This window comes from Tardiphaga sp. 768_D3_N2_1, from assembly GCF_052076105.1.
Taxonomy (GTDB): Bacteria; Pseudomonadota; Alphaproteobacteria; order Rhizobiales; family Xanthobacteraceae; genus Tardiphaga.
Map to the genome: position 1 here is coordinate 549,777 of NZ_CP197245.1, position 25,886 is coordinate 575,662.

Sequence of the window (25,886 nt, forward strand, 5' to 3'; positions counted from 1 at the left end):
GCTTTTCTCCAATCTCAAGTTAGCAGCGGCGCCAGTCGCTCAGGAAGGAAAGAGCCTTCGGCACGAAGTCGGTGTAGTGCTGGAATATCCCGCCATGCCCGGCGTCGTCGTAGATCACCAGTTGTGCTCCGGGGATGCGTTGGGCCATGTCAGTGCTGTTCACGGTCGGGACCATGATGTCGTTGTCGCCATTCGCAATCAGGACCGGGATCTTGATACGGCCGAGATCCTGAGGCGCCTGTCGGCCCCAGGCTTTGATCGCCTTGAGCTGCCGCAAGAAAGCGCTGGGCGTCAGCCCCTTGTCCTTGTCCGCCTTGCGTTCCTTCAGCCGGTTCAGAAAGGCTTTCGCGGCCTTGCGGCCATTGGCCGTCGACGTGAAGAACAGATAAAATTTCGGGTCGCGCAGCGTCAGCAGACCTTTGATCATGAGCGGCCATGACACCGTTCCCACTTTGTCGATACCTGTGCCGCCCGCCGGGCCCGTGCCGGTGAGAATGAGTTTTCGCACGAGGTCAGGTGCTTTCAGCGCAATGTCCTGCGCCACAAATCCGCCGAGGGAAAAGCCAAGTAGATCGACTTTCTCGAAACCCAACGCGCGGATCAGGGCAATCGCGTCGCGCGCCATCTCGTCGATGGTCACAGGCGCCGTTCCGCCCGACGCACCGATGCCCCGGTAGTCGGTCGCGATCACGCGATGTTTGCTGGCGAGACCGTCAACGATCCGCGGATCGAAATTGTCCAGCACCGCGCCCCAATGGTTGAGGAGAATGAGCGGCACGCCGCCCCGGGCGCCCAAATCTCGATAGGCAAAAGCAGTCCCCCCGACGTTGATGGAAAGATTGGGCGCCTCAATGTAGCGCGCGCCCGATCCGGCGTTGCTGGGAGCATTAGTCATTGTTTGCCCCATCGCGCCGCGGCGCTCGGGCAATCATTAGCCTAATACCGGAGGAAGCTCCCGTTACCAGGGCAATGCCGCATTCTGTCTTGCTCATCGGCTTTCGGTCATTTTGTCATGGAACATCGATGAACCGTCAGTTACTATCGAATCAATAGTAAGTCACTACTAAAAAGATACCGATATGAAGAATCTTTCGGAGCAGCCATGCCTGATCGCCCGGAGCCTCGCGATTGTGGGGGACGCATGGAGCATGCTGATCATGCGCGACGCCCATGCCGGGCTGACCCGCTTCGATGATTTCCGCAAAAGCCTCGGTATCGCCCCGACAATGCTGACGGGGCGGCTGTCAGCGCTGACCGAGGAGGGACTGCTGGAGAAACGCCGCTATTCCGAGCGTCCGCCACGAGACGAATATGTGCTGACGGAAGCCGGCCGCGACTTTCTGCCGGTGCTGTTTGCGATCGGCGCGTGGGGACGCAAGCATCGCGCTGGGGGCGAGGTGACCCGCTTTTACGACGTCGAAACCGGAACGGAGATCGATGCCGTCACCATCGACCGTGCGACCGGCGCTCCGGTTGGAACGCGCCCCATTCGTGTTGCTACACCTGAATGAGCCGCGCGGCATTACGGCGCCATGGCCGTCGATACACTGGCGCTGCTTCCGTCGTCACCGATGAAGACCGCACTGGAGCAGGTCGTGACGCTCCGCCTTGCGTGGACGCACCAAGGCCTCGTCACATCACCGGTCAAGCGACAGCGCGTGCCTTCTCCCGCGCCGCCTCGATATCGCGTACCGGCGGTGCACCGAACATGCGGCCATATTCCCGCGTGAATTGCGGCACGCTCTCATAACCGACGGCGAAGGCCGCACTGCTAGCGGTCGCGCCCTCCCACAGCATCAGCCGCCGCGCCTCAATCAGGCGCAACTGTTTCTGAAACTGCAGCGGCGTGAGTGACGTCACCGTGCGAAAATGCTGGTGAAATGACGACGGGCTCATCCCCGCGACATCTGCCAGGCGTTCGACCAGCACGGGCCGTGCGAATTCAGCACGCAACACCGCGACCGCGCGCCCGATACGCTGCGCGTGGCTGTCCGGCCAGCCGAGCCGTCGGATTGCCGGTCCGTGGCGACCAGCCAGAAGCCAGTAGTGCATCTCACGCACAAGCTGCGCGCGCAGCACCGGCAGCGAGGATGGCCTATCGAGCAGACGCATCAGCCGTAACGCGGCATCGGCCACCTCGGCTTCAGTGGGCTCGACCCGCACAGGCACGTAGTCGGCCGCAGGCTCGTCCTTCATCTCCAGCATCAGTTCCGCAATGACTGCCAGATCAAGATCAAACACCAGCGAGAGATAGGGCGCAGTAACGCTCGCCCGCGTGATCTGGCTAACAATCGGGACATCGGCCGTGATGATCAGCGAATCCCCGGCGGCGAAGGCAAAGCTCTCCGTCCCCATGGTGACATGCTTCGTGCCCTGCACGACGAGGCAGACGAGCGGCTGGAAGATCGCATGGACAATATCGCTGGGCGCAGTTGCGCGCACGGCTGCAAGGCCGAGGATCGGCGTGACCGCGATACCGGCGCTATCGGCATGTGTTTCCGTGTAACGGCGAACAGCATTGAGAAGCGTGGTCATGACGTCCAGCCTACATCATCGGCAACGCAGCTGCGCACGATTTTGGAGGAATAGGCAAGGAACGTCGAGCTTCGGGCAACCGGACCCGGTTCTCCGGCGCGATATCGGGATGGTCACACCACAGGAACTGACCATGACCAAAATCACCCTCGTCACCGGAGCCAGCCGCGGCCTCGGCCGCAACACCGCCCTCAACATCGCCCGTCGTGGCGGCGATGTCATCCTCACCTATCAAAGCCGCAGCGAGGATGCGCAGGCGGTCGTCGCGGACATCCAGCGTATGGGCCGAAAGGCGGTCGCGCTTCAACTCGACACCGGCAAGGTGGCAGGCTTCGCGGATTTTGCCGAGCGTCTGCGGACAGCGCTACGCGACACCTGGTCCCGCGAGACATTCGACCATCTCGTGAACAACGCCGGACACGGCGATTATGCGCTGATCTCCGATACCACGGAGTCGCAATTCGACGGGCTGGTGAACGTCCATTTCAAGGGCGTGTTCTTTCTCACGCAGACACTGCTGCCACTGATCGCGGACGGCGGCCGCATCGTGAACCTGTCGTCCGGTCTTACGCGGATGTGCCTGCCTGGCTATGCCGCATATGCCGCGATGAAGGGCGCCATTGAGGTCATGACGATGTATATGGCCAAGGAACTGGGCCGCCGCCGGATCACCGTGAACACGGTCGCGCCCGGCGCAATCGAAACCGATTTCGGCGGAGGCGCCGTGCGTGACAATCCGGACATCAACAAGACGATCGCCGGCATGACCGCTCTTGGCCGCGTCGGCCTGCCCGACGATATCGGGCCTATGATCGCGAGCCTGCTGTCGGAGGATCATCGCTGGGTGAACGCACAGCGGATCGAGGTATCGGGCGGACAGGGGCTGTAGACAAAACAATCCCGGCGCTGACGAACGGCGCCGGGATGCGTTTCGCATATTCACGTTGTTGGTCTGATTTTAAACTCGCGCGACCAATTCCTTGATCAGCGTCGAGATCCGCCCCGTTGGCGATTCCAGCTCCTTCATGATCGAGAAGTGATCCGCGCCCGGGATCTCCTCATAGCTCACCGGCAGACCACGCTGCACGCGATGCGCGGCGAGGTCTGCGGTCTGCTGGCGCAGGATCGGCAATTCGCCGCCGCCGACCACCAGCGCCAGCGGCTTGTTCGGACCGCCATCCTGCAGCAGCGGTGACTGCCGCTTCGACATTGCTTCATCGAGCTTGAGCTTCTCGTTCAGATAGGACGCACGGATTGGCTCGAGATCGTAGATGCCTGAAATCGCGACGCCGCCTTTGACCTTCGGATGCGACAGCGTCGTCGATGTGAGATGCCCACCGGCCGACCAGCCCGACACGACGATACGATCAGCATCGATTCCGAGTGTATCGGCCTGAGCCACCAATGCATCGACGCCGGCATGGATCTCGGCGACGATCTCGTCCAGCGTCGCCTCCGGCGCCAGCGTGTAACCGATCGCGGCAACATTGATACCGTGGGCAATCGGGCCTGCGGCAAAGCAGGTGAAGAAGTCCTTCGAGCGCATCTGCCAGTAGCCACCATGGATCAGCAGCAGTGTTGGCCCGCCATCGGCAACCTTGATGAGGTCGAACCGGTTGCGCTCGCGCGGACCATAGGCGACGTCGAGATGCGCAGGGTGCTTCGCCTTCATTGCATCCGAGCGTTGTCCCCATCCGTTGGCGATCTCGGCGCTTCCGGTGACGGCCACGCTGTTGTTGAGGCCGGCATCGACCTGCTCACGGGTCATCGCGCGCCAGTTGGAATCGCCGAACGGCTTGGTCATTGAACTCATCCTCGTTTGCATCCCTGCATTGTGCATGGCGGCCCATGCCAAAACAGGTAGGGCCCGCGAGTCCCATTCCAGCAGAAAATAGTTTAAACGGCTACTCGCCGGACTATCATGCTGCATCTGCCTTTTCTGCATCCCCCACTGGAGACGTGCGTGGCTTCCCATTCTGACCTCATCAAAGCAACGGCCTGCGCCGTCGTCGATCAACTCAACAACGGGACGGTAACGCCGCTCGACCTGCTCGACGCGCTGGAAGCGCGCATCAAGGAAGTGGATGGCAAGGTCAATGCGCTGCCGATCCTGTGTTTCGACCGCGCGCGCGAACATGCGAAAGAGCTGATGAAGAAGCCGCTCGGCGAACGCGGCGTCCTTGCCGGCCTGCCTGTGCCGATCAAGGATCTCACAGCAGTGGCCGGCGTGCGCACCACGCAGGGATCGCCAATCTTCAAGGACGTGGTGCCGACCAAGTCGAATGTTCTCGTCGAGCGCCTCGAAGAGAATGGCGGCGTGATCTATGCGAAGTCCAACACGCCTGAGTTCGGCGCCGGCGCCAACACATTCAACGAAGTATTCGGCGCGACGCTGAATCCGTGGGACCTGTCGAAGTCGGCGGCCGGCTCTTCCGGTGGCGCTGCCGCGGCACTCGCCAGCGGCACAGCCTGGATCGCACATGGCTCAGACATGGGCGGCTCGCTGCGCAATCCCGCAAGTTTCTGCGGCATCGTCGGCCTACGCCCGAGCCCCGGCCGTGTGGCCTCGACGCCCTCCGTCGCCCTCGCCCGTATGGTGAGCGTGCAGGGCCCGATGGCCCGCACCGTGGAAGACCTCGCGCTGATGCTTGACGCCATGAGCGGCGAACATCCCGCCGATCTGATCTCGCTGCCGAAACTGCCGACCTCGTTCCGCTCGGCCGTGCGCGCCGGCACCAAGCCGAAGCGCATCGCCTATTCGCCGGATCTCGGCATCACCCCGGTTGATCCGGAAGTAGTCGCCATCACGCGCAAGGCGGCGATGGCATTCGCTGACGCCGGTGTCATTGTCGAGGAAGCGCATCCCGACCTGCGCGAAGCCCACGAATGCTTCCATGTGCTGCGCGCCTATGACTTCGCGATCTCGAAACTCCATCTGTTGCGCGACAAGCGCGATCAGCTGAAGCCGGAAGTGATTTGGAACATCGAGCAGGGCTTGAAGCTCACGGTCGATGACCTGGCCAAGGCGGAAGCGCAGCGCGTAGCTCTCGCGGCACGCGCTTACGAGTTCTTCCAGACATACGACCTGCTGCTGTGCCCGGCGACCATCACGCCACCGTTCCCGATCGAGCAGCGCTATCTCGCCGAATGCAACGGCACCAAATTCGACAACTACGTGCAGTGGCTGGGCATTGTCTATGCGATCACGCTGACCTGCTGCCCGGCGCTGTCGATGCCCTGCGGCTTCACATCAACGGGTCTGCCGGTCGGATTGCAGGTGGTCGGCCCGCCGCGCGGCGAAGCCTCACTGCTCGCTGGCGCACGCGTGCTGGAGGACATTCTGGGTCTGCGCGACTCCACGCCGATCGATCCGCGCCCGGCGAAGTAGCGGAACTCCACCGTCATGGCCGGGCAGCGCGAAGCGAGCTTCGCTGGATGACCCGGCCCTCTACTTTACCGTCCGAAGATGGATGCCCGGCCCGAGGCCGGGCACGACGAGAGGGAACATCGTTCCCGACGAGTTCCTTCGCGCACCCATAGACTTTCGTCTAAGCCACATTGCCGCACGTCACAGCTATTCATGCGCGGCCGAGGCCGGGATGCGCGCATCGCCTGACAGAACGATCCTGCCAGCAGCAATGCATTCCGCGGCATTGGCTTTTCGCGCCGAGCGTGGCAACGGGACATTTCATTTCACGGAATACGAGGTTCTACGTGGCAGATTCATTCGCACCGCCGGCGGACGGCAAACTCCATTTCGACGACGCCAGAAAACGCATCAAGGCGATCTTCATCGGCTCGATGGGCAATCTCGTCGAATGGTATGACTTCTACGCCTACACCGCCTTCGCCCTGTATTTCGCGCCGGCCTTCTTTCCGAACTCCGACCCGGTCGTGCAGCAGCTCAATGCGGCCGTACTGTTCGCTGCCACCTTCCTGATGCGGCCGCTCGGCGGCTGGCTGTTCGGCTATCTCGCCGATACCTATGGCCGTCGTATATCGCTGACGATCTCAGTTCTGTGCATGTGCTTCGGCTCGCTGATCATCGCCTGCACGCCGACCTATGCCACTATCGGCATCGCGGCACCGATCCTGCTCGCGCTCGCCCGCATCATCGAAGGCCTCAGCCTCGGCGGCGAATATGGCGCCAGCGCCACCTATCTCTCGGAAGTCGCCGATCCCAAGCATCGCGGCTTCTATTCGAGCTTCCAGTACGTCACCCTGATCGGCGGCCAGTTGACCGCGATCATCGTGCTCCTACTGCTGCAGAAGGTGTTCCTCACCGAGCAGGAGCTGAAGGACTGGGGCTGGCGCATTCCGTTCGTGATTGGCGCGGGTCTTGCGGTCTTCACCGCCGTGATGCGTCGCGACATGCACGAGACCGAACAGTTCCAGGAAGCCAAGAAGCTGGCCAAGCCGCGCGGCTCACTGCGCGCGCTGCTGGCCTATCCGCGCGAATTGCTGCTGGTTGTCGGCCTCACCGCCGGTGGCACCGCCGCATTCTATACCTTCACCACCTACATGCAGACCTTCGTGAAGCTCTCGGTCGGCCTCACGGCGGACCAGACCACAACGGTGATCTTCGGCACGCTGGTGTTCGCCTGCCTGCTGCAGCCGATCTATGGCGCGATCTCCGACCGCATCGGCCGAAAGCCGCTGCTGATCTTCTTCGGCGTTGCCGGCACGCTGGCGACTGTTCCGATCCTGACCGCGTTGCAGACCACCAAGTCGCCATTCACGGCGTTCCTGCTGATCTGCGGCGCCTGGGTATTCGTGGCTGGCTATACCTCGATCAACGCGGTGGTGAAGGCCGAACTGTTCCCGACCAATATCCGCGCCCTCGGCGTCGGCGTACCCTATGCGCTGACGGTGTCCATCTTCGGCGGTACGGCGCCCGCGATCGCGCTTTACTTCAAGCAGATCGGTCATGAACAGTGGTTCTACTATTATCTGTCGGGCATGATCTTCCTGTCGCTGCTGATTTACGCCACCATGCGCGACACCAAGCACAAGTCGGCGATGCACCGTCACGAGTGACGGTCAACATCTAGCCAAGGAGCGTCAGCCATGACCGAGGACCACACCCCGCCGGAATCCAAGCTGACGCAGACCAAACAGCGCTGGGCGCGCGAGGGCCGGTTTCTCACCGGCAAGATTGCGCGCCCGGACGACCAGCGGCTCCCGCCCGGCCAGCACCTGACACAGGACTGGCCGGTGCTGGATCTGGGCATCACGCCAAACATCCCCCGCGAGCGCTGGCGCCTCGATGTCTATGGCGCCGTCGAGACGCCGCTGTTCTGGGATTTCGGCCAGTTCAGCGCACAGCCGCAATCGACCTTCATTTCTGACATCCACTGCGTCACCACCTGGTCGCGTTACGACAACCAGTGGGAGGGGCTTTCGACCCGTGCTTTGCTGGACGCCTGCCAGCCGAAGTCTGAGGCGCGCTTTGTGGTGCTGGAATCCCATGATGGCTATACCACCAACCTGTCATTGGAAGACTTCGCTGCCGAAGACGCGCTGCTGGCGCATTCGTGGCAGGGCTCCCCGATCGAGCGCGACCATGGTGGCCCCGTGCGTGTGATCGTGCCGCATCTGTATTTCTGGAAGAGCGCCAAATGGCTGCAGCGCATCCAGTTCGTCAGCGACGACAAGCCCGGCTATTGGGAAGTTCGTGGTTATCACAACCGCGGCGATCCGTGGCAGGAGCAACGGTATTCGGACGATTGACGGCCGCGCGTTGCCCGTAAAGGCTGGCGCAACTGCTCACTCGTTTCAGCCGTGGATGGAATTCTATTTCAGCACTTCGCAAACGCTGCGATGGTCCTGACGGATCTGCCCCTCGGTACGGCAGGAGACTTTCGCCCACCATCCGTCGAGCGACTCGCGATCGCATTGCAGCTTGACGCTCATGCCATCGGCAAATTCGATCCATTCGGCAAAACGATGCGACGGCACAGCGATCACCACGGGGATATCGCTGCTGAGCGCGCGCTCAATCAGATAAGCGAGCCCCTTGCCCTCGCGCTCCTGCTTGCCGAACCGGTTGATGATGACCAGATCGGCGCCCTCGTCGATGGCATCGGCGACCTGCGTGCCGGCATCGAGCAACTGCCCCACATCCAGCTTGCAGCCTTTTGCGCCGGGACCGAGATCCTGAAACAAGCGCACCTGCGCACCCGTATGCAGCATCACCGCTGTGAGCTTCGGCACGTCGACTTCGCGATGTCCGAGCTGCACTAGCCCGACCGGGCGAACGCCCCGCTTGCCCAGATCAGCCGCAAAAACCTGCAACACGGCATCGGGGTCCTGGTCCTTTTCATAGACCAGCGCAGCGAGATCGCATTGGGCATCGAACATTACGGGATTCCAGTTGAGACCCAGCGCGCCCGGGAACGGCCGAGGACATCGCAATGCTAGTCCAGAATAGAGTCATTCGAAAGCGCGATCAGGGTGGCGGTCGCGATATATTTACCCGGATACAACGAAGAAATCGGCGGGTGGCGGGCTAGAATCTGCGCTTCTTGCCGATATCGCCCTTCAGAGCCAACAGCTCCTTGCGCGCGGCGGTGGTCGCGGCGCTTTCAATGCCGCGATAGCGCTTGATCAGCATCAGGCCGAATGGCGTGAGGATGGCGCCGCCGCCATTCTTGCCGCCGGTCTGGCGCTCGACGGCAGGTTGTCCGCAGATCCGGTTGAGTTCATCCACCAGATCCCAGGCGCGCTTGTAGGACATCGCCATGGCACGGCCGGCGGCTGAAATCGAACCGGTAGCGTGGATATGTTCGAGAAGCAGGATCTTGCCCGGTCCGATCCGTCCCTCGGAATCGAGGTCTATGCGGATACTGAGGGCTGGCACCGGCGGGCTGGTTGATTTGGACATAACCGAAATCTACTTCCGCAGACGCAACCTTGCCAGTCTAACAATCAAGGAACGTTTGAGCGTTGGCGGCATTCGGAGCAAATGACTTCGCCCCTGGTCACATGGGCGATGCCGCGACAAACCCATTTCCGGGCCATCGCATGCAGCGGCCGCCGTGCCAGCTGATAAATGAAATATACATCGAGCATTGTGAAATGGAATCCGTTTCGTCGTTGCATAGATAAGGCGGCGTCCTGCAATCAGAACGCCGCCTTTCTCCTATCAGCCATCTCTTTTTAGTTAGCTACACAGCTTAGCCGTGAAGTTTCTTCGCGGTCTCGGCAATCACCTTGCCCTGATAGCGGGCACCGGCCAGTTCGTTTGCCGAAGGCTGGCGGCTGCCGTCGCCACCGGTGATGGTGGTTGCGCCGTAGGGCGAACCGCCGGTGACTTCATCGAGCTTCATCTGACCCTGGAACCCATAGTTCAGGCCGACAACCGTCATGCCGAAATGCAGCAGGTTGGTGATGATCGAGAACAGCGTGGTCTCCTGGCCGCCATGCTGGGTCGCGGTCGCGGTGAAGGCACCGCCGACCTTGCCATGCAGCGCGCCCTTGGCCCACAACCCGCCGGCCTGATCGAGGAAGTTCGCCATCTGCGAGGCCATGCGGCCGAAGCGGGTGCCGGTGCCGACGATGATCGCGTCGTAATTGGCGAGGTCATCGACGGTGGCGACCGGCGCTGCCTGATCCATCTTGTAGTAAGATGCCTTGGCGACCTCGGCGGGCACCAGTTCGGGCACGCGCTTGATATCGACTGTGGCGCCGGCTTCGCGGGCGCCTTCAGCGACCGCATTGGCCATCGCTTCGATATGGCCGTAAGCGGAATAATACAGAACGAGTACTTTGGTCATGGTCAGTCTCCGTTGGATGTGGATGAGTGAATTGAGTTGATGATCGATGGGCGGGCCTGATCTGCGTCAGGCCGCATCCACCAGGACGAGTTCGGAATCTTCCAGCGCCGTGATGGTCACATTCGCTTCGTCACTAATTGCGACACCGTCGCGGGCGTTGACGCGAATGCCATTGATCTCGATCGCGCCGGCGGCCGGCACGAGGTAACCATTGCGCGCGGTACCAAGCGGATATTGCGCGGTCTCGCCGGCCTTCAGCGTCGTCGCCAACACCCGGGCATCGGCCCTTATCGGCAGCGCCTCGGTATCGTCCTTGAAGCCGCTGGCGATGGTCACGAACTGACCGGAGCGATCCGCCTTCGGGAACGGCTTGGCACCCCAGCAGGGCTGGCCGCCCGTTTGGGTGGGCTCGATCCAGATTTGGAAGATCCGCGTGGTTGCCGTCTCCAGATTGTATTCGGAGTGCCTGATCCCCGCGCCTGCGCTCATCACCTGGACGTCGCCAGCCTCGGTGCGGCCGGTGTTGCCCAGACTGTCCTGATGCGTGATCGCGCCTTCGCGGACATAGGTGATGATTTCCATGTTGGAATGCGGATGCGCCGGGAAGCCGGTGTTCGGCGCGATCTCGTCGTCGTTCCAGACGCGCAGGCTGCCGTGGCCCATATTGTCGGGGTCAAAGTGGCTGCCAAACGAGAAGTGATGCTTGGCCTTGAGCCAGCCGTGGTCGGCGCCGCCAAGTTTGTCGAAAGGTCTGATGTCAATCATGACGAAATCTCCGTCTGCTGATGCATTTGCATCTTGGACATCTGGATAAGCGCTTCCTGATGGGGCATAAATAGAAATGATTGAAACTCATTGTTTCGGATTTTGAGATGTCAAAACTTCCTGACTTCGAGGCGCTGGCGATTTTCGCCAAGGTGGTCGAGCTGCGGTCCTTTGCGGCGGCGGCGACCGAGTTGACCCTGTCCAAGGCCACTGTCTCCAAAGCAGTCAGCCGGCTCGAGGATCGCCTGGGCGCGCGGCTGTTCAACCGGACCTCGCGGCGGCTGGCACTCACTGACGCCGGCAAGACGCTGGCGGTGAAGGCCACGCAGCTTTTGGCCGATGGCGAAGCGCTGGAGAACGAAGCTCTCGCGCAATCGGCCACGCCGCGCGGACTGGTGCGGCTGGCGGTACCAATGACCTATGGCACCAATACCGTGGCGCATCTGCTGCCGGAGTTTCTGGCGCAGTATCCGGAGGTCTCCATCGATCTCAGCCTCAGCGACGCTACCGTCGATCTGATCGGCGAGGGTTTTGACGCTGCAATTCGCATCGCCACCCTGCCGGATTCATCGCTGATCGCGCGGCGGCTGTGTCCGGTAAAGCGTTCCATCGTGGCGGCTCCCTCCTACTTCAAAAAATACGGCCGGCCGACGCATCCGATGCACCTCGCCGACCACAAATGCTTTGGCTACACCTATCTCTCGACTCCCGGTGTCTGGCACTTCACCAATGCGGCCGGCGAACAGGCCAGCGTGCGGCCAGCCGGGCCGCTGCGCGTCAACAATGGCGAAGCGCTGTTGCCGGCCCTGATTGCGGGTTTGGGGATCGGCGACCTGCCGGATTTCATCGTTGGCGAGGCCCTTGCCAGCGGCCAGCTTGAAGCCGTGTTGCAAGACTGGTCGCAATCGTCGAGCGGTGTCTATCTGGTCACGCCGCCGGGAGGTCCGCGCCCTGCCCGCGTCGAGGTGCTGCTGGAATTTCTTGCGGAGAAACTCGCCGCTACCGGCAAGCGCACACGCCGGACTTGAGGCTAACTCGCCTTCATCATCTGCCCGTAGATGCCGAAATACTGGTCGCGCATATTTGCGATATCGAATTCGGTGACGAAATCCTTCGCCGTCCTTGCGATCTTCGCGGCGAGCTCGGGCTGCGCTGCAAGTACCGCGATCTTGTCGGCGAGATCCTCGGGGGATCCAACCTTGAATTTGATACCGTTCGAACCGTCCACCAGCAGCTCGGCCGGGCCATCGACATCCGCGGCGATGACCGGCAGGCCAACGGCCATGGCTTCAAGCAGCACCAGCCCGAAACCTTCGAAACGCGATGGCAGGACGAAGATATCAGCCTCGTCCAGCGGACGGCGCACATCGGTGCGCCCGCACAGGAACCGCACGCGATCGGCAACATTCTCCGCAATCGCCTGCGCCTTCAGGCTAAGGAGGGTCGACTCGTCTCCTACCGGCGGGCTGCCTACGAAATCGCAACGAATGTCGAGCCCGCGCGCCGCGCAGAGACTGACCGCCTTGATCAGGATGTCCTGCCCTTTCTGCTTCGGATAGATGCGGGCGACATTGATCAGACGCAGAGCCGGTCCAAGGCGACGTTGCCGCGCCACCTTATCGAAGGTCGCCAGCGGGATACCGTTATGCACCTTGAACAGGCGCTTCAGTTTGACAGATTCACATTCACGCTCGACCGCAGCAGAGATCGCGATGTTCCAATCGACGAACCGCTGATGCAACCGAAGCTTCACGCGGTCCCATGCGTTGACAAGGCCGGTATTGTGAATCGTGTAGCCGACGCTCATTGGACGATACAATTTACTCAACATGGCGAAGTGCTTGGCGCCGCTGTCATGAGCATGGATGATACGAATATCGTGACGGCGGATGATGTTGAGTAAACTCAGAATGACACGTGGATTGCGGTTCCCGGGTGGACGCTTGAGGAAGTAGACCGGATGACCTGTCGCAGAGAGTTCGGCAGCGAGATCGGGATGGAAAAAGTCGTTGATGACGACGAAAACCTGCGGAATGTCCTCTCCCGGGGTGCAACTGGCAGCGAAATTGATCAGCAATCGCTCGGACCCTCCCACGGTCAGCGATGAAATCAATTGAAGCACAGACCCCACTTTGAAATGCTCCCGGCCCGAATGCCGGGCGACTTCCAAATTCGTCGCACTCCAAACGGCCCGATTGCGAAATAGCGCCAGGTTTTTTGTCTGTTCGGAGTAATCCATTCCCTATTTCGGCTGACGCTCGTGGCTATTCTGCGGCGCATCAAATGCGCTGCGGAAGCGAATTCTGGCGGAAAGGCGGCAGAGTTGGGCAGGAGTGCGCATTTGGGATGACAGGGGACCAAAACACATCAGATTTCCTGAAAAATGCAAAACTTCCACGCCATTTGCAGCAGCGATACATTCGTTGCCTCCGCTCGATAATATTCAGTCAGCCATTTCATTGACTGGAATCGCACTGAACGTAGCTTTGATGCACGCCATTGCATTAGAGAAAATGACCATGACCACCGCCTCCCCTACGCGTCCTTTGCTATCAACGCTCATCGCCACAGTTTTCAGCGCAGCGCTCGCCACCTCCGCTTTCGCAGCAGACCAGATCACGCTGCGCGTCGGCGACCAGAAGGGCGGCAACCGTTCGCTGCTGGAAGCAGCCGGGCTGACCAAGGACCTGCCCTACAAGATTCAGTGGTCGGAATTTCCTGCGGCCGCGCCGATCCTCGAAGCCATCAATGCCGGTGCGCTCGATGTCGGCCACACCGGCGACCTCGCTTTCCTCTCGGTCTATGCCAACGGCTCGCCGATCAAGGCGATCGGCGGCGTGCGCGCCAATGCGGACACACAGGCGATCCTGGTGCGCAACGATTCACCGATCAAGACCGCGGCTGATCTCAAGGGCAAGCGCCTCGCGGGTACACGCGGCGGCTGGGGCCAGTTCCTGATCGACGCGACGCTGGAGAAGGCCGGCTACAAGATCACCGATGCGACCTTCGCACCGCTCGGCCCCGTCGATGCCAAGATCGCGCTGGTCGCCGGCTCCATCGATGGCTGGGCGGTGTGGGAGCCCTATGTCTCCTACGCCGTGCTGAAGGACAATGCCCGCGTCGTCGCCGACGGCGCCGGGCTCACGCCGACGCTGACCTTCATCATCGCGTCCGATCAGGCCATCGCCACCAAGCGCGAGGCTATCGCCGACTTCCTGCGACGTCTCGACAAGGCGCGTAACTGGTCGCGCGAGCACATCGAGGACTATGCAAAGAACACCGCCGAACTGACCAAGCTACCGGAAGACGTGCTGGTGCGCGCCTACAAAGCACAGGACACGCGGCCGATCGCCATCGACGATGGCGTGGTGAAGGAGTTCCAGGAAGCGTCCGACAGCGCCACGCGCTACGGAATCCTGTCGAAGCAGGTCGATGTCAGCAAGGCCGTCGACCGGAGCTTCACGCAGACTGCGCCGGCGTCGAACTAGCGGTCGGCTGCGCGGCGAGAATGCGCATGGTCGCAATCGCCGCTATCAGCGACAACACTGTGGCGACGCTGAACAGCGTCCCATAACCGAGCAGATCGGCAATGCGGCCCGACAGCATCGAGCCGATGAAGTAGATGATCAGCTGGGCGCAGGCGAGAATCGTGAAGTCGGTACCCGGCTGCTCCTTCGACGCTGCGGCCATGAACAGGCTGTAGAGCGCAACGATCTCCATATAGCGGATCAGGGTCTGGAATCCGGCCGCACCGAAAATCGGCCAGAAGCCCGAGATCACACCCAGCGCATGCGCTGTAAACAGCGCAAAGCAGACGGTGCGGAGAATGCCGAGTAACCCCAACGTCCAGCCGGTGCCGCAGCGTTGCAGCAGCCACGCAGCGATCGCCGCACCTGCAAGACCTGCTGTGGTCGCCGCCCCGCCCGAGAGATAGCCGATCTGCGCCAGCGGCACGCCGGCATCGACGAGATAGCTGCCCTCCATCGCCTTCACGAGGCCTTCGCTCATCCGGTAGATGAGCGCGATCCAGAGAATGTTGCGCACTTCGCGGCGGCGTAGGAAAGCCATCACCGACGGACGTGGCTTCGCCGGATCGACTTGTTCGGCTTCGTCCTCGCGCATGGCGAAGGCGGCAAAGAGCGGGATCAGCGAGAAGCCGGCGATAGTGAGTAGCATGCCGGTCCAGCCGATCTGCGCATAGAGCACGAGGCCGAGCGTGCCGCCGATCACCACGCCGAACGCGACCGAGCTGCCCTGGATCGCGTTGCCGATGGCGCGATCCTCAGGCGCGAGATATTTCGCGGCATAGCCGTCGGTGGCGATGTCCTGGGTCGAGATCAGCAAAGAGCCGAACAGGCCGACCGCGATGATGCCCCAGATATTTGTCGGCCCGAGCGGGATCAGGCAGAGCAGGCTGAGGATGACGCCGGTCTGGGTCACGATCACCCATCCGGCGCGATGCGCGCGCGCAAAGGGACGGATGCGATCCACCACGGGTGCCCAGAAGAACTTGAGCAGCAGCGGCAGGAACCAGAGACTGAGATAGCCGATCGCCGTGCGGGACACTCCGGCCTCGCGCATGATCGGCGGCAAGGCCGCCGCGAATAGATAGGACGGGATCGCCTGCGCGAGATACAGGCCGCCGAGCACCACGAACAGCCGCTTGCGCCCCATGATCGCGACGGGCGCCGGCGCATCAAGCTCGACAGTGCTCATGCGTCGCCACGATGTTCGGCGAGAAAGGCCCGAGCGATCGTCTCGTCTTCACGTGCAATCAGCGGCATCGGCCACAATTTCCGAAATGTCTCTTCCATCTTCGTGTTGGCTCCGGGCCGCACGATCGCCGCCGCGCGGCAATGCGCCGAAATATGACCGCGGGTCGCCTTGAACCAAAGCGCCTGCTCGCGTTCCCCCGCAACCGACAGCTTGCCGCCACCGCCGAAGATCGTGAGCAATTCGAAAGGTTCGGCATGTTCGCCGATCCGGACCAGCGCGGCCAGATAGTCGCGCTCGTCCGTGTCATCATAGGGCGGCAGGAACCGTAGCGTCAGCAGGCTGCCTGCAATCTCCAGATCGACCATGATAAAATTCAAACTCCCTGGGAAGCGGCCTTGGAAGGTTTGTTTCGCTTGAGCGTGATCCGATCCGAAAACCGGCGAGTGCCTTTCGGATCGCGCCCTAGAACGTCTTGCGATAGCCGACTGTCACGGTGCGGCCCCAGGAATAGACCGGCAGGTTGCGCACTGAGGTAGCGGTCGGGTTCTGGATCTCCGCATCGAACAGGTTGTTGACGGCGGCATAGGCCTCACCGCCATAGACCGGCCCGCTCAGCGCGGCATTCATGGTGAAGCCACCTTCGAGCGGATAGACCGTGTTGGTCAGGCTGATGCTCCGGTTGCGGCTCGAATAGCCCTCACCCTCGACACGCAGCTTGATGCCGTTATCGAAGCGATAGTCGCCGAAGATCAGTCCGCGCACAGGGCTGCCGATGCGATTGTTGGGCAACCAGCTGTCGAGCACGCCGTCCTTGTTGCTGTCGTAGCGACCTTCCTTGTAACCGATCGTGGTCCCGACAGTGAAGTTCCGGTTGATCGCCATCTCGCCGATATATTCGACGCCGTAGATCAATTCCTTCTGCTGCGAGATCAGGTTGGTGACGGGATCGAAGGTCACGCCCTTCTCCGATGTCGAGACCCAGCCGGTGACGCTGCCCTTGTAGGGACCGTCGCCACCGCGGATGCCGATTTCGTAGTTGTTGACGATCTGGGCTTCCGGCGCGATCGAGGTGAAGGAAATGGTCTGGCGCGACAGCGGCAGGCAGTTCGGCGTCGCTACCGGGCACGCGAAGGCTGTGGACGACAGGCCGGCGCGGCGGGTATAGGCGCCGACATCGGGCAGCGCATAGCCCTGCGAGAAGCCACCGAACAGATCAATCTTGTTGTTCAGCTTGAAGGTCGCACCGAGATTGTAGGTCGGCGAGGCATATTCGTACTGGCCGCCGATGACATTGAGCGCCGGGAGAACGAAACGTGTCGTCGGCGAGATCGCCGCATAGGCGGCCGGACGCAGGAAATCATCGACGCTGAGATCGAAATGCTCGTAGCGAACGCCGCCGCGCGCGGTCAATCGATCGGTGATCGGAACCTGCACCAGCGCAAATCCGGCGGTCGTGACCTGGGTCAGCGGCGTGAACACGTCGCGGCCGTCGGTCAGCGTCTGCCAGGTCTTGTCATGGATGACGTCGGTGCCCCAGGTCACCTTTGCGCCGTTCCAGATGCGGTCGAGCGGCGTGTCGATGGTGAGGTTGACGCCGCCGCGCTCGGAATAGAGCGTGGTCTGGTTGGCCGGGCTGGTCGGGCTCAGCGGATTGCCGGAATAATAGACCAGCGAGTTATAGGGGTAGGAGAATTCCGAATAGTTGAAGCGTTTCTTGATGTCGTTATAGAAGCCGACCACGCTGAGATTACCGAGCACGAAGTCGGTGTCGCTGTAGCGGAGCTGGAATGAGCGCGTATCTTCCAGCACGCTCTGCCCGGTATAGCGCTTGGTGAAATCGGGCTTCGCATAGGCACCTGAATAATCGGTGAGATATTTCGGCGTCTGGTCGAAATAGAACTGGCTGATCGACGCCTCGATGCGCTTGCCGCCATCGAAATCGTAGCCGATCTTGCCGAGGAAGTTGCCGCTGACGAAACGATCGCCGCCGCCCTGCCCGAGCATCGCATCCGATGGCTGTTCGCGGCCCGCGCCGTCATAGGTCTTCTGCGCGCCGCGGCCGCTGCCGACGAACAGATAGTCGATGCCGTTGGTCCCCTTGCCGCTGACGGTGGCCGAGAGCTCCGGCGCCAGCGAGCCGCCGGGATCGGCGGTGAAGGTGCGCAGCGCCGTGTTGACGCTGACGCGCGGACCACCGGGCTGCGCCTTCTTGGTGATGAAGTTCACGGTACCGCCGGTCGCGCCGGCACCGTAGAGGCTCGATGCACCGGCGACGAGTTCGACGCGTTCGACGGAATTCAGATCGATCAGGGCCAGGACGCGCGAGACGTCGCGCAGCGGCGTGGTCAGCGGGACGCCGTCCATCAGCACCAGCAGATCGCGGCCGCGATAGTTTTCCGACGCGCCGGAGATGGTCTGGTTCGAGACCGAGAAGCCCGGCAGCAGCTTGGCCAGCAGCGCTGATGCGCTGCCGCTCTGCTTGAGCTGTTCCGCGATTTCCTTCTGGTCGATCACCTGCACGGTCTGCGGGATATCCGAGATCGAACGCTGAGCGCGTGCAGCGGTCACCGTGATCTCGTCAAGCGTGACGCCCGCGCCCTGCTGCGCGATGGCCTGCGACGACATGAGCCCGACGGCGGGGATGAGAAGGAACTGGCTGTAGCGCATGAGCTCGACGTCTTCCGTTTGTTCGTTGCGACGAAGTACGGGAGAAGTCGAGCCGGTCAATTCGACCGAGGGCCGCTGCAGTTTGGAATCAATTTAAATTCCAGCCGTGGCTTTAGTCTTCTTACGCCTGCACATTCCGTCTATCGTCACAGCGATACGGCACAGCCCATGGCATGACTTGGACTCGGTGAATTGATAGTTGGACTGGAGCGAACGAGGCGGTTTGGATTCGATGCTGTGGCAAACGCGCATCAGTCACAGCCATCGTCCTGCGCCGACAGTGCTCCCGATTGTCCGCTTATTCCGCTGTGGCTGGTGGCCGACGATATCGACGACACGCTGCGCAAGCCGCTCGAGAGCCGCCTGCCGTGGAAGAGCGTGCAGCGCAATTCGCTCGGATCGTTCCGCGCCGCGCCATTCCAGTCAAAGGCGATCCTGCGGATGCAGCCGCATCTCGGACTGATGTCGTGTTTCGATCCGGCGCCGCTCTGGACCATGCCTGACGATGAGACAAGCGATACGGGCGACAACTCGCCGCAGGATATCCTTGTGTTGCGACCTTCCGATGGCGTCGTGACCGTTCAGCAGGACGGCCAGCGCCTGACATGCATGCCGCGCGAGGCCATCATTCTCGATCCCGGCCGCGCCACGACCTTCATCATGAGCGATGTAAGCCGTGTCGATTGCCTGCTCGTCGCGGGCAATGGTCGCACCGGAATGCGCCACATCGCCCAGGACAATGGCGGGTTGATTGCACTCGGACATTACGCCGCCGCCGTGATGCGCGGCCTGCTGCCGATGAATTCCGCCGCACTGACCGGGCTCGCCGTCGACTACATGAACGGCCTCGTCGCCACGATGATCGACGAGGCGGCCGCGCCCGAGCGACGCGCGGCATGGCGACAGGATCGTCCGACGATCAGCCTGCTGTCCCTCAAGGCGGATATCGAGGCCAGCCTCGGTCAGCCGACGCTGTCGCTGGAGCGGCTGGCAACGACCCATGGCGTCACCGCACGTTACTTCCAGAAGCTTTTCGAGGCCGAGGGACGGACGTTTTCGGACTATCTGCTGGAGCGCCGGCTCGAGCGCGCCTTCCACATGCTGCGCGACGGCAATCGTGGGGATCGCGCCGTCAGCACCATCGCCTTCGAGGTCGGCTTCGGCGACCTCTCTTATTTCAACCGCACCTTCAAGAAACGCTTTGGCGCAACACCCCGCGAGATACGGGCGCGGTTCGAGGCGATGCTGCTGGATGCCGCGCCGGACGCGGACGCCTGAGCCTCAATTCGCCTTCGCCACCGTCGTCCCATTGCCCGGCAGGATCTCCACCGTGGCCGTGCGCCCCGCGACCAGTGTTGCGCCGGCCGGGACCGGATCGAGCGCGATGCGGACCGGCACGCGCTGGGCGAGACGGACCCAACTGAAGGTCGGCGTCACATTGGCCAGCAGATTACTGCCCTCCGCGCGGTCGCGATCCTCGATGCCGGCGGCGACGCTCTCCACATGGCCGGTCAGCCGGGCGGCATCACCCATCAAATGAATGTGGACAGGATCGCCGACGTGAATGCGCGACAGCTTGGTCTCCTCGAAATAACCGTCCACATGCAGGCTCGACGTATCGACCAGCGCCATCACGCCCTTGCCGGCAGTGACATATGTGCCGGGCCGCAGATCCATGTTGGAGATCACGCCTGACACCGGCGCATGGACCTCGCTGCGATCGAGATTGAGCTGCGCCACCGCCCGATCGGCAATGGCCTGATCCAGCGATGCCTTGGCGAGCAATTGCGTGGCCAGCACCTGCTCCTGCTTCTGCTGCGAGACCGCCGCTGTCGTGAGGTCCTTATAGCGCCTCAGATCGAGATCGGCCTGCTCCAGGCTAGCCGTACGGCCGGCGACGACGGCTTCGGCCTGCTGCAGCGCCAGTGCGAAGCGCGCGCGGTCGATACGCATGATGACATCGCCGCGCGTGACCTTCTGATTGTCCTTCACCAGGATTTCCGTAACGAAGCCCGAAACATCCGGCGCCACGGTGACGACATCGGCGCGGACGCGGCCGTCACGGGTCCATGGCGCATCCATGTAATAGACCCAGAGATAACGCCCGACGGCGAGCGCGGCGACGACGGCTAGCGCGGTAACGGCGAAACGGCGAACGAAACTCACAGTGTTTTTCATGATAGCAATCCAGAGGATAGATAGACAACGCCGCCCAGCAGGCAGACGTAGAGAGCAAGATTGAACAGTGCGCGGTGCCAGACATAGCGATAGAGGCCCGAGCGTTCTATCAGCGGGCGCAGCAACGCGCCGATGGCGTAAGTGATGACCAGCCACAGCATCAGCGATGGCAACAACACACCGAACAGATCGATTTCATATCTCATGCGGCCACACTCCCGGTGACGAGCCCCGGTTCGGGCAGATAAGCGGGCGCGGCCGGAAACAGTCCGCGGCGAATGCCGACAAGGCCGATCAGCGCGTCCCCGCGCCCTACCGCGCGTTCGCCTATGGCTTCGGACAGCGCGTGGTCGACTTTCGCCAGCAGTGGTTCCGGCATCGGACCGCCTTTGTAGTTGCGGAAGCTCACGGCGAGTTCATCCAGCATTGCGTCCATCGCGTTGAGCGTCGACAGCGACAGACGATGACGGGCGCGGCGCAGATCGACGATATTCAGGCCGACGCGCAGCTCGCGCAGATTGTCGACAGCGCGCAACGGGGAATCCTTCAGGGCCGCCAGCCGCGGCGCCAGGAGACCGATACGGTTCAACATCAAGCCGGCAAAGGCAGCGCGATCGTGGTTGCCGCGCTGCTCGGCAGCCTGCGCAATGGCGATCCAGCCACGCCGCATCAGCCGTTTCACGCTCCATTCGGAGCCGACAGAGCGGATCAACTGAATCGAGATAACCGACAGTTCGGTGCCGACGAAGAAGGCCACGCTTGAATTGGCGAACGTTGCGAAGTCCGCGTTATAGGTCGTCTGCAGCGCCATCAGCGTCGCGGTATTCGCCGCCAGCAGCATGCCGACGAAGAAGGTCGCGGGGCGTGCGATCAGATAACCGAACAGCAGGAACGGCGGCGCCAGCACGGCGACCAGCAATTCTACGTCGGTAATGGCCGGCAGGATCGCGAACAGATAGAGCGCGATGATGACCATCGCGGCCAGCGTCCATTTGGCAAAGCCGCGCAAACCAACCGCAGGATCGTCCATGCTCGCGAAGAACGAGCAGCCCACGGCCGCCATGGTCGGCGCCGTCGCGCCATCGGTCCAGCCGGTGGCGATCCAGAACGCGCAACAGACCAGGATGGTCGCGAACACACCCACTGCAGACCACAGCGCCATGCCGTGATCGACATGCCGCACCGGCGCGACGCCGGCTTCAGCCTGGAAGGCGAGTTTCGCGCCCGGCGGACGGCCGCCTTCGGCAATGGCCTGATTGAGCACCCGGCAATCCGCGGAAATATCAACGAGCTCGCGCATGCGCATCAACAAGCTCGCAATCATGATCTCGGTCCATGACGACGATGCGTTCAGCTTCGGCTGCTGGGCAGCGATCATGCTGCGCAGCCGCTCGGCGGGTTCGCGATCGGTGCCATTGTCGGCAATCCACGCGGAGACATCGTCGACCAGCGTCATCAATTGCGGTGAGGTCGTCCGCGCGTCCTCGCCGAGCGCATCGATGCGGTCGCCCATGGACGAGAGCAATGGCAGGAATGTCAGCATTCGCGTGCGCAGGGCACGCATCCAGCGCGAGGTCTCGCGTCCGCCAAGCCGGTCATAGGCCAGCTGATCGGCCAGCGTGTCGATATCCACGGCGTCGGCAGCAAGCTTGAGGCGCAGGTCGCGGGTGGCCGGATCGGCGCTGCGGCCAGCCAGCACCTCTTGCGTCAGCTTGCGCGCACCGGCCAGCCAGGTATCGACCCGCGCCGCAACCGCCGGGCCGACGCTGCGCGGCAACAGGATCGTGGAAACAAGTGTGGCACAGAGAATGCCGACAATGATCTCCTCGCTGCGCGCCACGGCGGTATCGAAGATCGCGGCGGGCTCGTTGACCGAAGGAAAGCTGATCAGCGCACAGGTATAACCGGCCAGCATAAACATGTAGCTGCGCGGCGTCCGGTCCAGCAGCGAGACATAGAGACAGAGACCGACCCACGCCGCGATGGCGAGACTTAGCAATTCCGGAGAATTGACGAGGTTCGGCACCAGCACGACGCTTGCGGAGGCGCCGACCAGCGTGCCGATGACGCGAAACAGTGCCTTCGAACGTGTCGCGCCGGCCAGCGGCTGCGACGCGATATAGACCGTGGCGAGCGCCCAATAAGGTCGTGGCAGATCCATCGCGAAGCCGATGAGCAAAGCCATCATACCGGCGATAAAGGTTTTCACGGAGAAGATGATATCGGCGTGACGGACGAGAAACGGCGGCTTGCTAACAGCGGACGTCATGGCAACGCGTCCGCCTCCTCGGCAGCCTCATACAGGCGATTGGCCGATTGCTCGATCCGGCCGAGCACATCGAAAGCGATGGCGAGCTCGTCCGGCCCGATGCCCTTCATCAGATCGGCACGCAGCCGGCGCATCACGCGCCTGATCTCTTCGGCTTTGGCTTCGCCGAGCGGGGTCAGATGCAACACCTTGGCGCGGCGGTCGGTCGGGTCCTCACGGCGCTCGACCAGCCCTTCGGCAGCCAACAGATCGATCAGCCGGACCACCGACGGTCCCTCGAGCCCCATTTCGTCGGCCAGCACGCCCTGACGCACATTCTCTCGTCCGGGCCGCGACAGGATCAACAGCGGATGGGCCGTGGCTTCGGACAGGCCATGCGCCGACAGGGTCTGGTCAGCCTTGCGGCGCCAGACCCGTGCCAGTCGCGCAACCAACAGGCCCAGTTCGGCCTGGATATGTGCTGGGGAGTGGGGCATGGAAATTAGATAGGATACTATCGATTAGGCTGCAATCTACTTTGTGCAGCGCATCAATCACGCTGTGGTGAGGACCGGGTTGCCGGGCGACAGATCAGCAGGTTTGATGGGCCTGCATAAATTTGCCGGGCGCGGTCCACGGCATAGGCGGCGAATTTCTCAATGATTTCCGTGGGACACTTCTTTCTGCGATTGAAATCCCCCTTGTTTCTGCCATGTTCGCGCCCAAAGCAGGCATCGGGTAGTGTTCTCCAGCGCGCGAATCTCCATCGCGCGGATGCTCCATTTGAAAGCGGCAAAGGAATTCCATGGCGAAGCCAGCAGTGATTGTCGTCGGCGCGGACAAGGGTGGGGTCGGCAAGACCACGGTATCGCGGACGGTTCTGGATTATTTCAGTGCCAACAACGTGCCCACCCGCGCTTTCGACACAGAAGCGCCGCGCGGCACGCTGAAGCGGTTCCATTCGGACATCACCGAAATCGTCGACATGACGACCACGGCCGACCAGATGAGGATCTTCGATACGCTCAACAGCGTGTCGCCCTCGGTAACCGTGATCGACGTCCGCGCAGGCCTGCTGTCGCGAGCGCTGGCCGATTTGCGTGACATCGGCTTCCTGGATGCCGCCAAGTCCGGTCAGATCACCTTTGCCGTTTTCCATATACTCGGCCCGTCGATCGCCTCTCTGGACGAAATCGCCGAGACCGCGGGCTTCATGGACGGCGCCAAGTATTTCCTGGTGAAGAACTTCATCAACAACACCAGCTTCTTCGAATGGGACCAGGCGACCTACAACTCGTATTTCCACAAGATCAAGGGCGCCACCGAGATCACCATCCCCAAACTGAACGAAATGGCCTATGAGCAGGTCGAAGTCTCCAGCGTGCCGTTCCTGAAATTCGTTGCCAACAAGGGGACACATGACGAGACGGCTAACTATTCGTTCGTGCTGCGCGGCTATGTCCGGCACTGGCTCGCCAATGTCTGGAGCGAGTTCGACCGCATCAAGCTGACCGATCTGGTCAACGACAAGCCGGGCGCCCGCAGCCCCGGTGAGAAGTAAGTTCATTTAACGATTGGAGCGGCGTCGGATTCGCCTGATATTGCGCCGATGCGACGCACGCCTGTCTATATCATCTGCTCGACGCGACCGATGGTCGGCAAGACCCTCGTCGCGCGGCTGTTGTGCGAATTCCTGAAGTTGCAGCGCGGCGATGTCACCGCTTTCGATATCAGCCTCAAGGAACCTTCGCTGCTGGATTTCCTGCCGAAGCTGACCGAAACCGCCGACGTGGGCGACACATTCGGCAAGATGTCGCTGATGGACCGCCTCGTCATCAATGACGACATGGCCAAGGTGATCGACCTCGGCTATTTCGCCTTCGACGAATTCTTCAAAATGACCGGCGAGATCGGCTTCGCGAAGGAAGCCGCACGCCGCGGCGTAGCGCCGATCGTATTCTTCATGGGCGATAGCGACCGCGCCTCGTTACGCGGCCATGAGATGCTGCAACAGCAATTCTCACGCAATTCGCTTTACGTGATCGACAACGAACACGTGCTGCGCGGCGAAATCCCGGTGGCACTGGCGCAGGGTCGTCTACTGCGCATCGCGGCGCTACCGCCTTTTCTCAAGACCTATATCGACCGGCTGAGTTTTTCCTTCACCGGCTATCTGCGCTCGGAGCAGGATTCATCCACCGAGCTGCATCAATGGATCCGGAAGAACTATTTTGCGTTCCGCGAGATCGAGCTGGGTTTGCTGCTGCAGGGTTCGTGAGGGCCGGAAAGCTGCCCTCTCTCAATCGTCATCCCCGCGAAGGCGGGGATCCATAACCACGGTCACCATAATTGAAGCGGTAAAGACGAAACTACAACGTCTCAATCATCTCCTCGGCGCGTATGGGTCCCCGCCTTCGCGGGGACGACACCTGAGTTTACGCAAACGCCTCAATGCCCGTCGAACGTCATCAGCGTGCGCACCGGCACATCCATCGCCCGCAGCTTAGCGGCGCCACCAAGATCGGGTAGGTCGATGATGAAACAGGCGGCCATCACCTCAGCGCCGATCTGGCGCATCAGTTTCACCGCCCCCTCCGCGGTGCCACCGGTGGCGATCAGATCGTCCACCAGGATCACGCGCTCGCCGGGCTTGATGGCGTCGGCATGCACTTCCATCTCGTCGATGCCGTATTCAAGAGAGTAAGCGATCCGCACAGTCGTATGCGGCAGCTTGCCCTTCTTGCGGATCGGCACGAAGCCGGCCGAGAGCTGATGTGCGACAGCACCGCCGATGATGAAGCCGCGCGCTTCCATGCCCGCGACCTTGTCGATCTTCAGCCCCGCCCAGGGCTGCACCAGCTCATCCACCGCGCGGCGGAACGAGCGCGCATCACCCAGCAGTGTGGTGATGTCGCGAAACAGGATGCCCGGCTTCGGATAATCCACAATAGTGCGGACGGAGGCTTTGAGATCGTGCGCGAGTTCGGGTGTCATCAGAGTCT

The 25,886-nt window shown here is 61.9% G+C and carries 26 protein-coding genes and 2 pseudogenes; 11 read left to right on the forward strand and 17 right to left on the reverse strand.

Going from position 1 to position 25,886, the window contains the following annotated elements; translation table 11 throughout:
- Positions 1 to 19 precede the first annotated feature (19 nt).
- On the reverse strand, positions 20 to 895 hold the full coding sequence (locus tag AB8A27_RS02605) for an alpha/beta fold hydrolase (RefSeq protein WP_441244811.1): 876 nt from the start codon (positions 893 to 895) through the stop codon (positions 20 to 22).
- A gap of 7 nt (positions 896 to 902) precedes the next feature.
- Positions 903 to 992 (reverse strand): annotated as a pseudogene (locus AB8A27_RS02610) (oxidoreductase); the annotation flags it as partial.
- An 87-nt stretch (positions 993 to 1,079) separates the two neighbouring features.
- Between AB8A27_RS02610 and AB8A27_RS02615 the strand changes: the two are divergent.
- Entirely contained in the window at positions 1,080 to 1,511 is a 432-nt protein-coding gene (locus tag AB8A27_RS02615; protein WP_441240549.1) for a winged helix-turn-helix transcriptional regulator, read from the forward strand.
- A 3-nt stretch (positions 1,512 to 1,514) separates the two neighbouring features.
- Positions 1,515 to 1,622 (forward strand): annotated as a pseudogene (locus AB8A27_RS02620) (polyprenyl synthetase family protein); the annotation flags it as partial.
- Positions 1,623 to 1,644: 22 nt separating this feature from the next.
- Here AB8A27_RS02620 and AB8A27_RS02625 read toward each other — a convergent pair.
- Complete coding sequence (locus AB8A27_RS02625) at positions 1,645 to 2,535, reverse strand: AraC family transcriptional regulator N-terminal domain-containing protein (RefSeq protein ID WP_441240550.1); 891 nt, start codon at positions 2,533 to 2,535, stop codon at positions 1,645 to 1,647.
- Between the two features lie 133 nt (positions 2,536 to 2,668).
- Here AB8A27_RS02625 and AB8A27_RS02630 point away from each other — a divergent pair, with 133 nt between their 5' ends.
- The gene (locus AB8A27_RS02630) at positions 2,669 to 3,424 is read left to right on the forward strand and encodes an SDR family oxidoreductase (protein WP_441240551.1); all 756 of its coding nucleotides are present in this window, start codon (positions 2,669 to 2,671) and stop codon (positions 3,422 to 3,424) included.
- 69 nt (positions 3,425 to 3,493) lie between these two features.
- On the opposite strand, the gene AB8A27_RS02635 is transcribed toward AB8A27_RS02630, so the two are convergent.
- Complete coding sequence (locus tag AB8A27_RS02635) at positions 3,494 to 4,339, reverse strand: alpha/beta hydrolase (protein WP_441240552.1); 846 nt, start codon at positions 4,337 to 4,339, stop codon at positions 3,494 to 3,496.
- A 159-nt stretch (positions 4,340 to 4,498) separates the two neighbouring features.
- Between AB8A27_RS02635 and AB8A27_RS02640 the strand changes: the two genes are divergently transcribed.
- The 3 genes from AB8A27_RS02640 to AB8A27_RS02650 all read left to right on the forward strand — a co-directional run bounded on the left by AB8A27_RS02640 (position 4,499) and on the right by AB8A27_RS02650 (position 8,265).
- A complete protein-coding gene (locus AB8A27_RS02640; protein ID WP_441240553.1) occupies positions 4,499 to 5,923 on the forward strand; it encodes an amidase in 1,425 nt (474 codons plus the stop codon).
- Positions 5,924 to 6,336: 413 nt separating this feature from the next.
- Complete coding sequence (locus tag AB8A27_RS02645; RefSeq protein WP_092141709.1) at positions 6,337 to 7,572, forward strand: MFS transporter; 1,236 nt, start codon at positions 6,337 to 6,339, stop codon at positions 7,570 to 7,572.
- 30 nt (positions 7,573 to 7,602) lie between these two features.
- Positions 7,603 to 8,265, forward strand: a complete 663-nt coding sequence (locus AB8A27_RS02650; RefSeq protein WP_441240554.1) for a sulfite oxidase-like oxidoreductase — start codon at positions 7,603 to 7,605, stop codon at positions 8,263 to 8,265.
- Positions 8,266 to 8,328: 63 nt separating this feature from the next.
- Here AB8A27_RS02650 and AB8A27_RS02655 read toward each other — a convergent pair whose 3' ends face one another.
- The 4 genes from AB8A27_RS02655 to AB8A27_RS02670 form a co-directional block, all read right to left on the reverse strand.
- Positions 8,329 to 8,895: a DUF2478 domain-containing protein gene (locus tag AB8A27_RS02655; RefSeq protein ID WP_441240555.1), complete on the reverse strand. Its 567-nt coding sequence runs from the start codon at positions 8,893 to 8,895 to the stop codon at positions 8,329 to 8,331.
- Between the two features lie 148 nt (positions 8,896 to 9,043).
- Positions 9,044 to 9,418 (reverse strand): winged helix-turn-helix domain-containing protein, encoded by a 375-nt coding sequence (locus AB8A27_RS02660; RefSeq protein ID WP_441240556.1) that lies wholly within the window; start codon positions 9,416 to 9,418, stop codon positions 9,044 to 9,046.
- A gap of 292 nt (positions 9,419 to 9,710) precedes the next feature.
- Positions 9,711 to 10,310 (reverse strand): NAD(P)H:quinone oxidoreductase, encoded by a 600-nt coding sequence (wrbA, locus tag AB8A27_RS02665; protein ID WP_441240557.1) that lies wholly within the window; start codon positions 10,308 to 10,310, stop codon positions 9,711 to 9,713.
- A gap of 66 nt (positions 10,311 to 10,376) precedes the next feature.
- On the reverse strand, positions 10,377 to 11,075 hold the full coding sequence (locus AB8A27_RS02670; protein ID WP_441240558.1) for a pirin family protein: 699 nt from the start codon (positions 11,073 to 11,075) through the stop codon (positions 10,377 to 10,379).
- Positions 11,076 to 11,182: 107 nt separating this feature from the next.
- Between AB8A27_RS02670 and AB8A27_RS02675 the strand changes: the two genes are divergently transcribed.
- Complete coding sequence (locus AB8A27_RS02675; protein ID WP_441240559.1) at positions 11,183 to 12,103, forward strand: LysR substrate-binding domain-containing protein; 921 nt, start codon at positions 11,183 to 11,185, stop codon at positions 12,101 to 12,103.
- A gap of 2 nt (positions 12,104 to 12,105) precedes the next feature.
- Here AB8A27_RS02675 and AB8A27_RS02680 read toward each other — a convergent pair whose 3' ends face one another.
- Positions 12,106 to 13,206 carry a glycosyltransferase family 4 protein gene (locus AB8A27_RS02680; RefSeq protein ID WP_441240560.1) on the reverse strand — a complete coding sequence of 367 codons (1,101 nt, stop codon included), beginning with the start codon at positions 13,204 to 13,206 and terminating at the stop codon, positions 12,106 to 12,108.
- A gap of 388 nt (positions 13,207 to 13,594) precedes the next feature.
- Between AB8A27_RS02680 and AB8A27_RS02685 the strand changes: the two genes are divergently transcribed.
- Positions 13,595 to 14,563, forward strand: coding sequence for an ABC transporter substrate-binding protein (locus AB8A27_RS02685; protein WP_441240561.1), 969 nt, complete (start codon positions 13,595 to 13,597; stop codon positions 14,561 to 14,563).
- On the opposite strand, the gene AB8A27_RS02690 is transcribed toward AB8A27_RS02685, so the two are convergent.
- The 3 genes from AB8A27_RS02690 to AB8A27_RS02700 all read right to left on the reverse strand — a co-directional run bounded on the left by AB8A27_RS02690 (position 14,535) and on the right by AB8A27_RS02700 (position 18,458).
- Entirely contained in the window at positions 14,535 to 15,791 is a 1,257-nt protein-coding gene (locus AB8A27_RS02690) for an MFS transporter (protein ID WP_441240562.1), read from the reverse strand. The two genes, AB8A27_RS02685 and AB8A27_RS02690, sit on opposite strands and share 29 nt — an antisense overlap.
- A complete protein-coding gene (locus tag AB8A27_RS02695; RefSeq protein ID WP_441240563.1) occupies positions 15,788 to 16,156 on the reverse strand; it encodes a hypothetical protein in 369 nt (122 codons plus the stop codon). The genes AB8A27_RS02690 and AB8A27_RS02695 overlap by 4 nt, the downstream gene beginning before the upstream one ends.
- A 97-nt stretch (positions 16,157 to 16,253) precedes the next feature.
- A complete protein-coding gene (locus tag AB8A27_RS02700) occupies positions 16,254 to 18,458 on the reverse strand; it encodes a TonB-dependent receptor (RefSeq protein WP_441240564.1) in 2,205 nt (734 codons plus the stop codon).
- 237 nt (positions 18,459 to 18,695) lie between these two features.
- Here AB8A27_RS02700 and AB8A27_RS02705 point away from each other — a divergent pair, with 237 nt between their 5' ends.
- Positions 18,696 to 19,736 (forward strand): helix-turn-helix transcriptional regulator, encoded by a 1,041-nt coding sequence (locus tag AB8A27_RS02705; RefSeq protein ID WP_441240565.1) that lies wholly within the window; start codon positions 18,696 to 18,698, stop codon positions 19,734 to 19,736.
- A gap of 3 nt (positions 19,737 to 19,739) precedes the next feature.
- On the opposite strand, the gene AB8A27_RS02710 is transcribed toward AB8A27_RS02705, so the two are convergent.
- The 4 genes from AB8A27_RS02710 to AB8A27_RS02725 are packed head-to-tail and all read right to left on the reverse strand — an operon-like array spanning position 19,740 to position 23,381.
- The gene (locus AB8A27_RS02710) at positions 19,740 to 20,636 is read right to left on the reverse strand and encodes an efflux RND transporter periplasmic adaptor subunit (protein WP_441240566.1); all 897 of its coding nucleotides are present in this window, start codon (positions 20,634 to 20,636) and stop codon (positions 19,740 to 19,742) included.
- A complete protein-coding gene (locus tag AB8A27_RS02715; RefSeq protein WP_441240567.1) occupies positions 20,633 to 20,842 on the reverse strand; it encodes a DUF1656 domain-containing protein in 210 nt (69 codons plus the stop codon). The genes AB8A27_RS02710 and AB8A27_RS02715 overlap by 4 nt, the downstream gene beginning before the upstream one ends.
- Positions 20,839 to 22,905, reverse strand: coding sequence for an FUSC family protein (locus AB8A27_RS02720; RefSeq protein ID WP_441240568.1), 2,067 nt, complete (start codon positions 22,903 to 22,905; stop codon positions 20,839 to 20,841). The genes AB8A27_RS02715 and AB8A27_RS02720 overlap by 4 nt, the downstream gene beginning before the upstream one ends.
- Positions 22,902 to 23,381 (reverse strand): MarR family winged helix-turn-helix transcriptional regulator, encoded by a 480-nt coding sequence (locus AB8A27_RS02725; protein WP_441240569.1) that lies wholly within the window; start codon positions 23,379 to 23,381, stop codon positions 22,902 to 22,904. Before AB8A27_RS02725 ends, AB8A27_RS02720 begins: the two co-directional genes overlap by 4 nt.
- Positions 23,382 to 23,689: 308 nt before the next feature.
- Between AB8A27_RS02725 and AB8A27_RS02730 the strand changes: the two genes are divergently transcribed.
- Positions 23,690 to 24,445 carry a hypothetical protein gene (locus AB8A27_RS02730; RefSeq protein ID WP_441240570.1) on the forward strand — a complete coding sequence of 252 codons (756 nt, stop codon included), beginning with the start codon at positions 23,690 to 23,692 and terminating at the stop codon, positions 24,443 to 24,445.
- 48 nt (positions 24,446 to 24,493) lie between these two features.
- Positions 24,494 to 25,162, forward strand: a complete 669-nt coding sequence (locus tag AB8A27_RS02735; RefSeq protein ID WP_441240571.1) for a hypothetical protein — start codon at positions 24,494 to 24,496, stop codon at positions 25,160 to 25,162.
- Between the two features lie 170 nt (positions 25,163 to 25,332).
- Here the strand turns inward: AB8A27_RS02735 and AB8A27_RS02740 are convergent, their stop codons facing one another.
- Positions 25,333 to 25,878: an adenine phosphoribosyltransferase gene (locus AB8A27_RS02740; protein WP_093759594.1), complete on the reverse strand. Its 546-nt coding sequence runs from the start codon at positions 25,876 to 25,878 to the stop codon at positions 25,333 to 25,335.
- Positions 25,879 to 25,886: the final 8 nt, after the last annotated feature.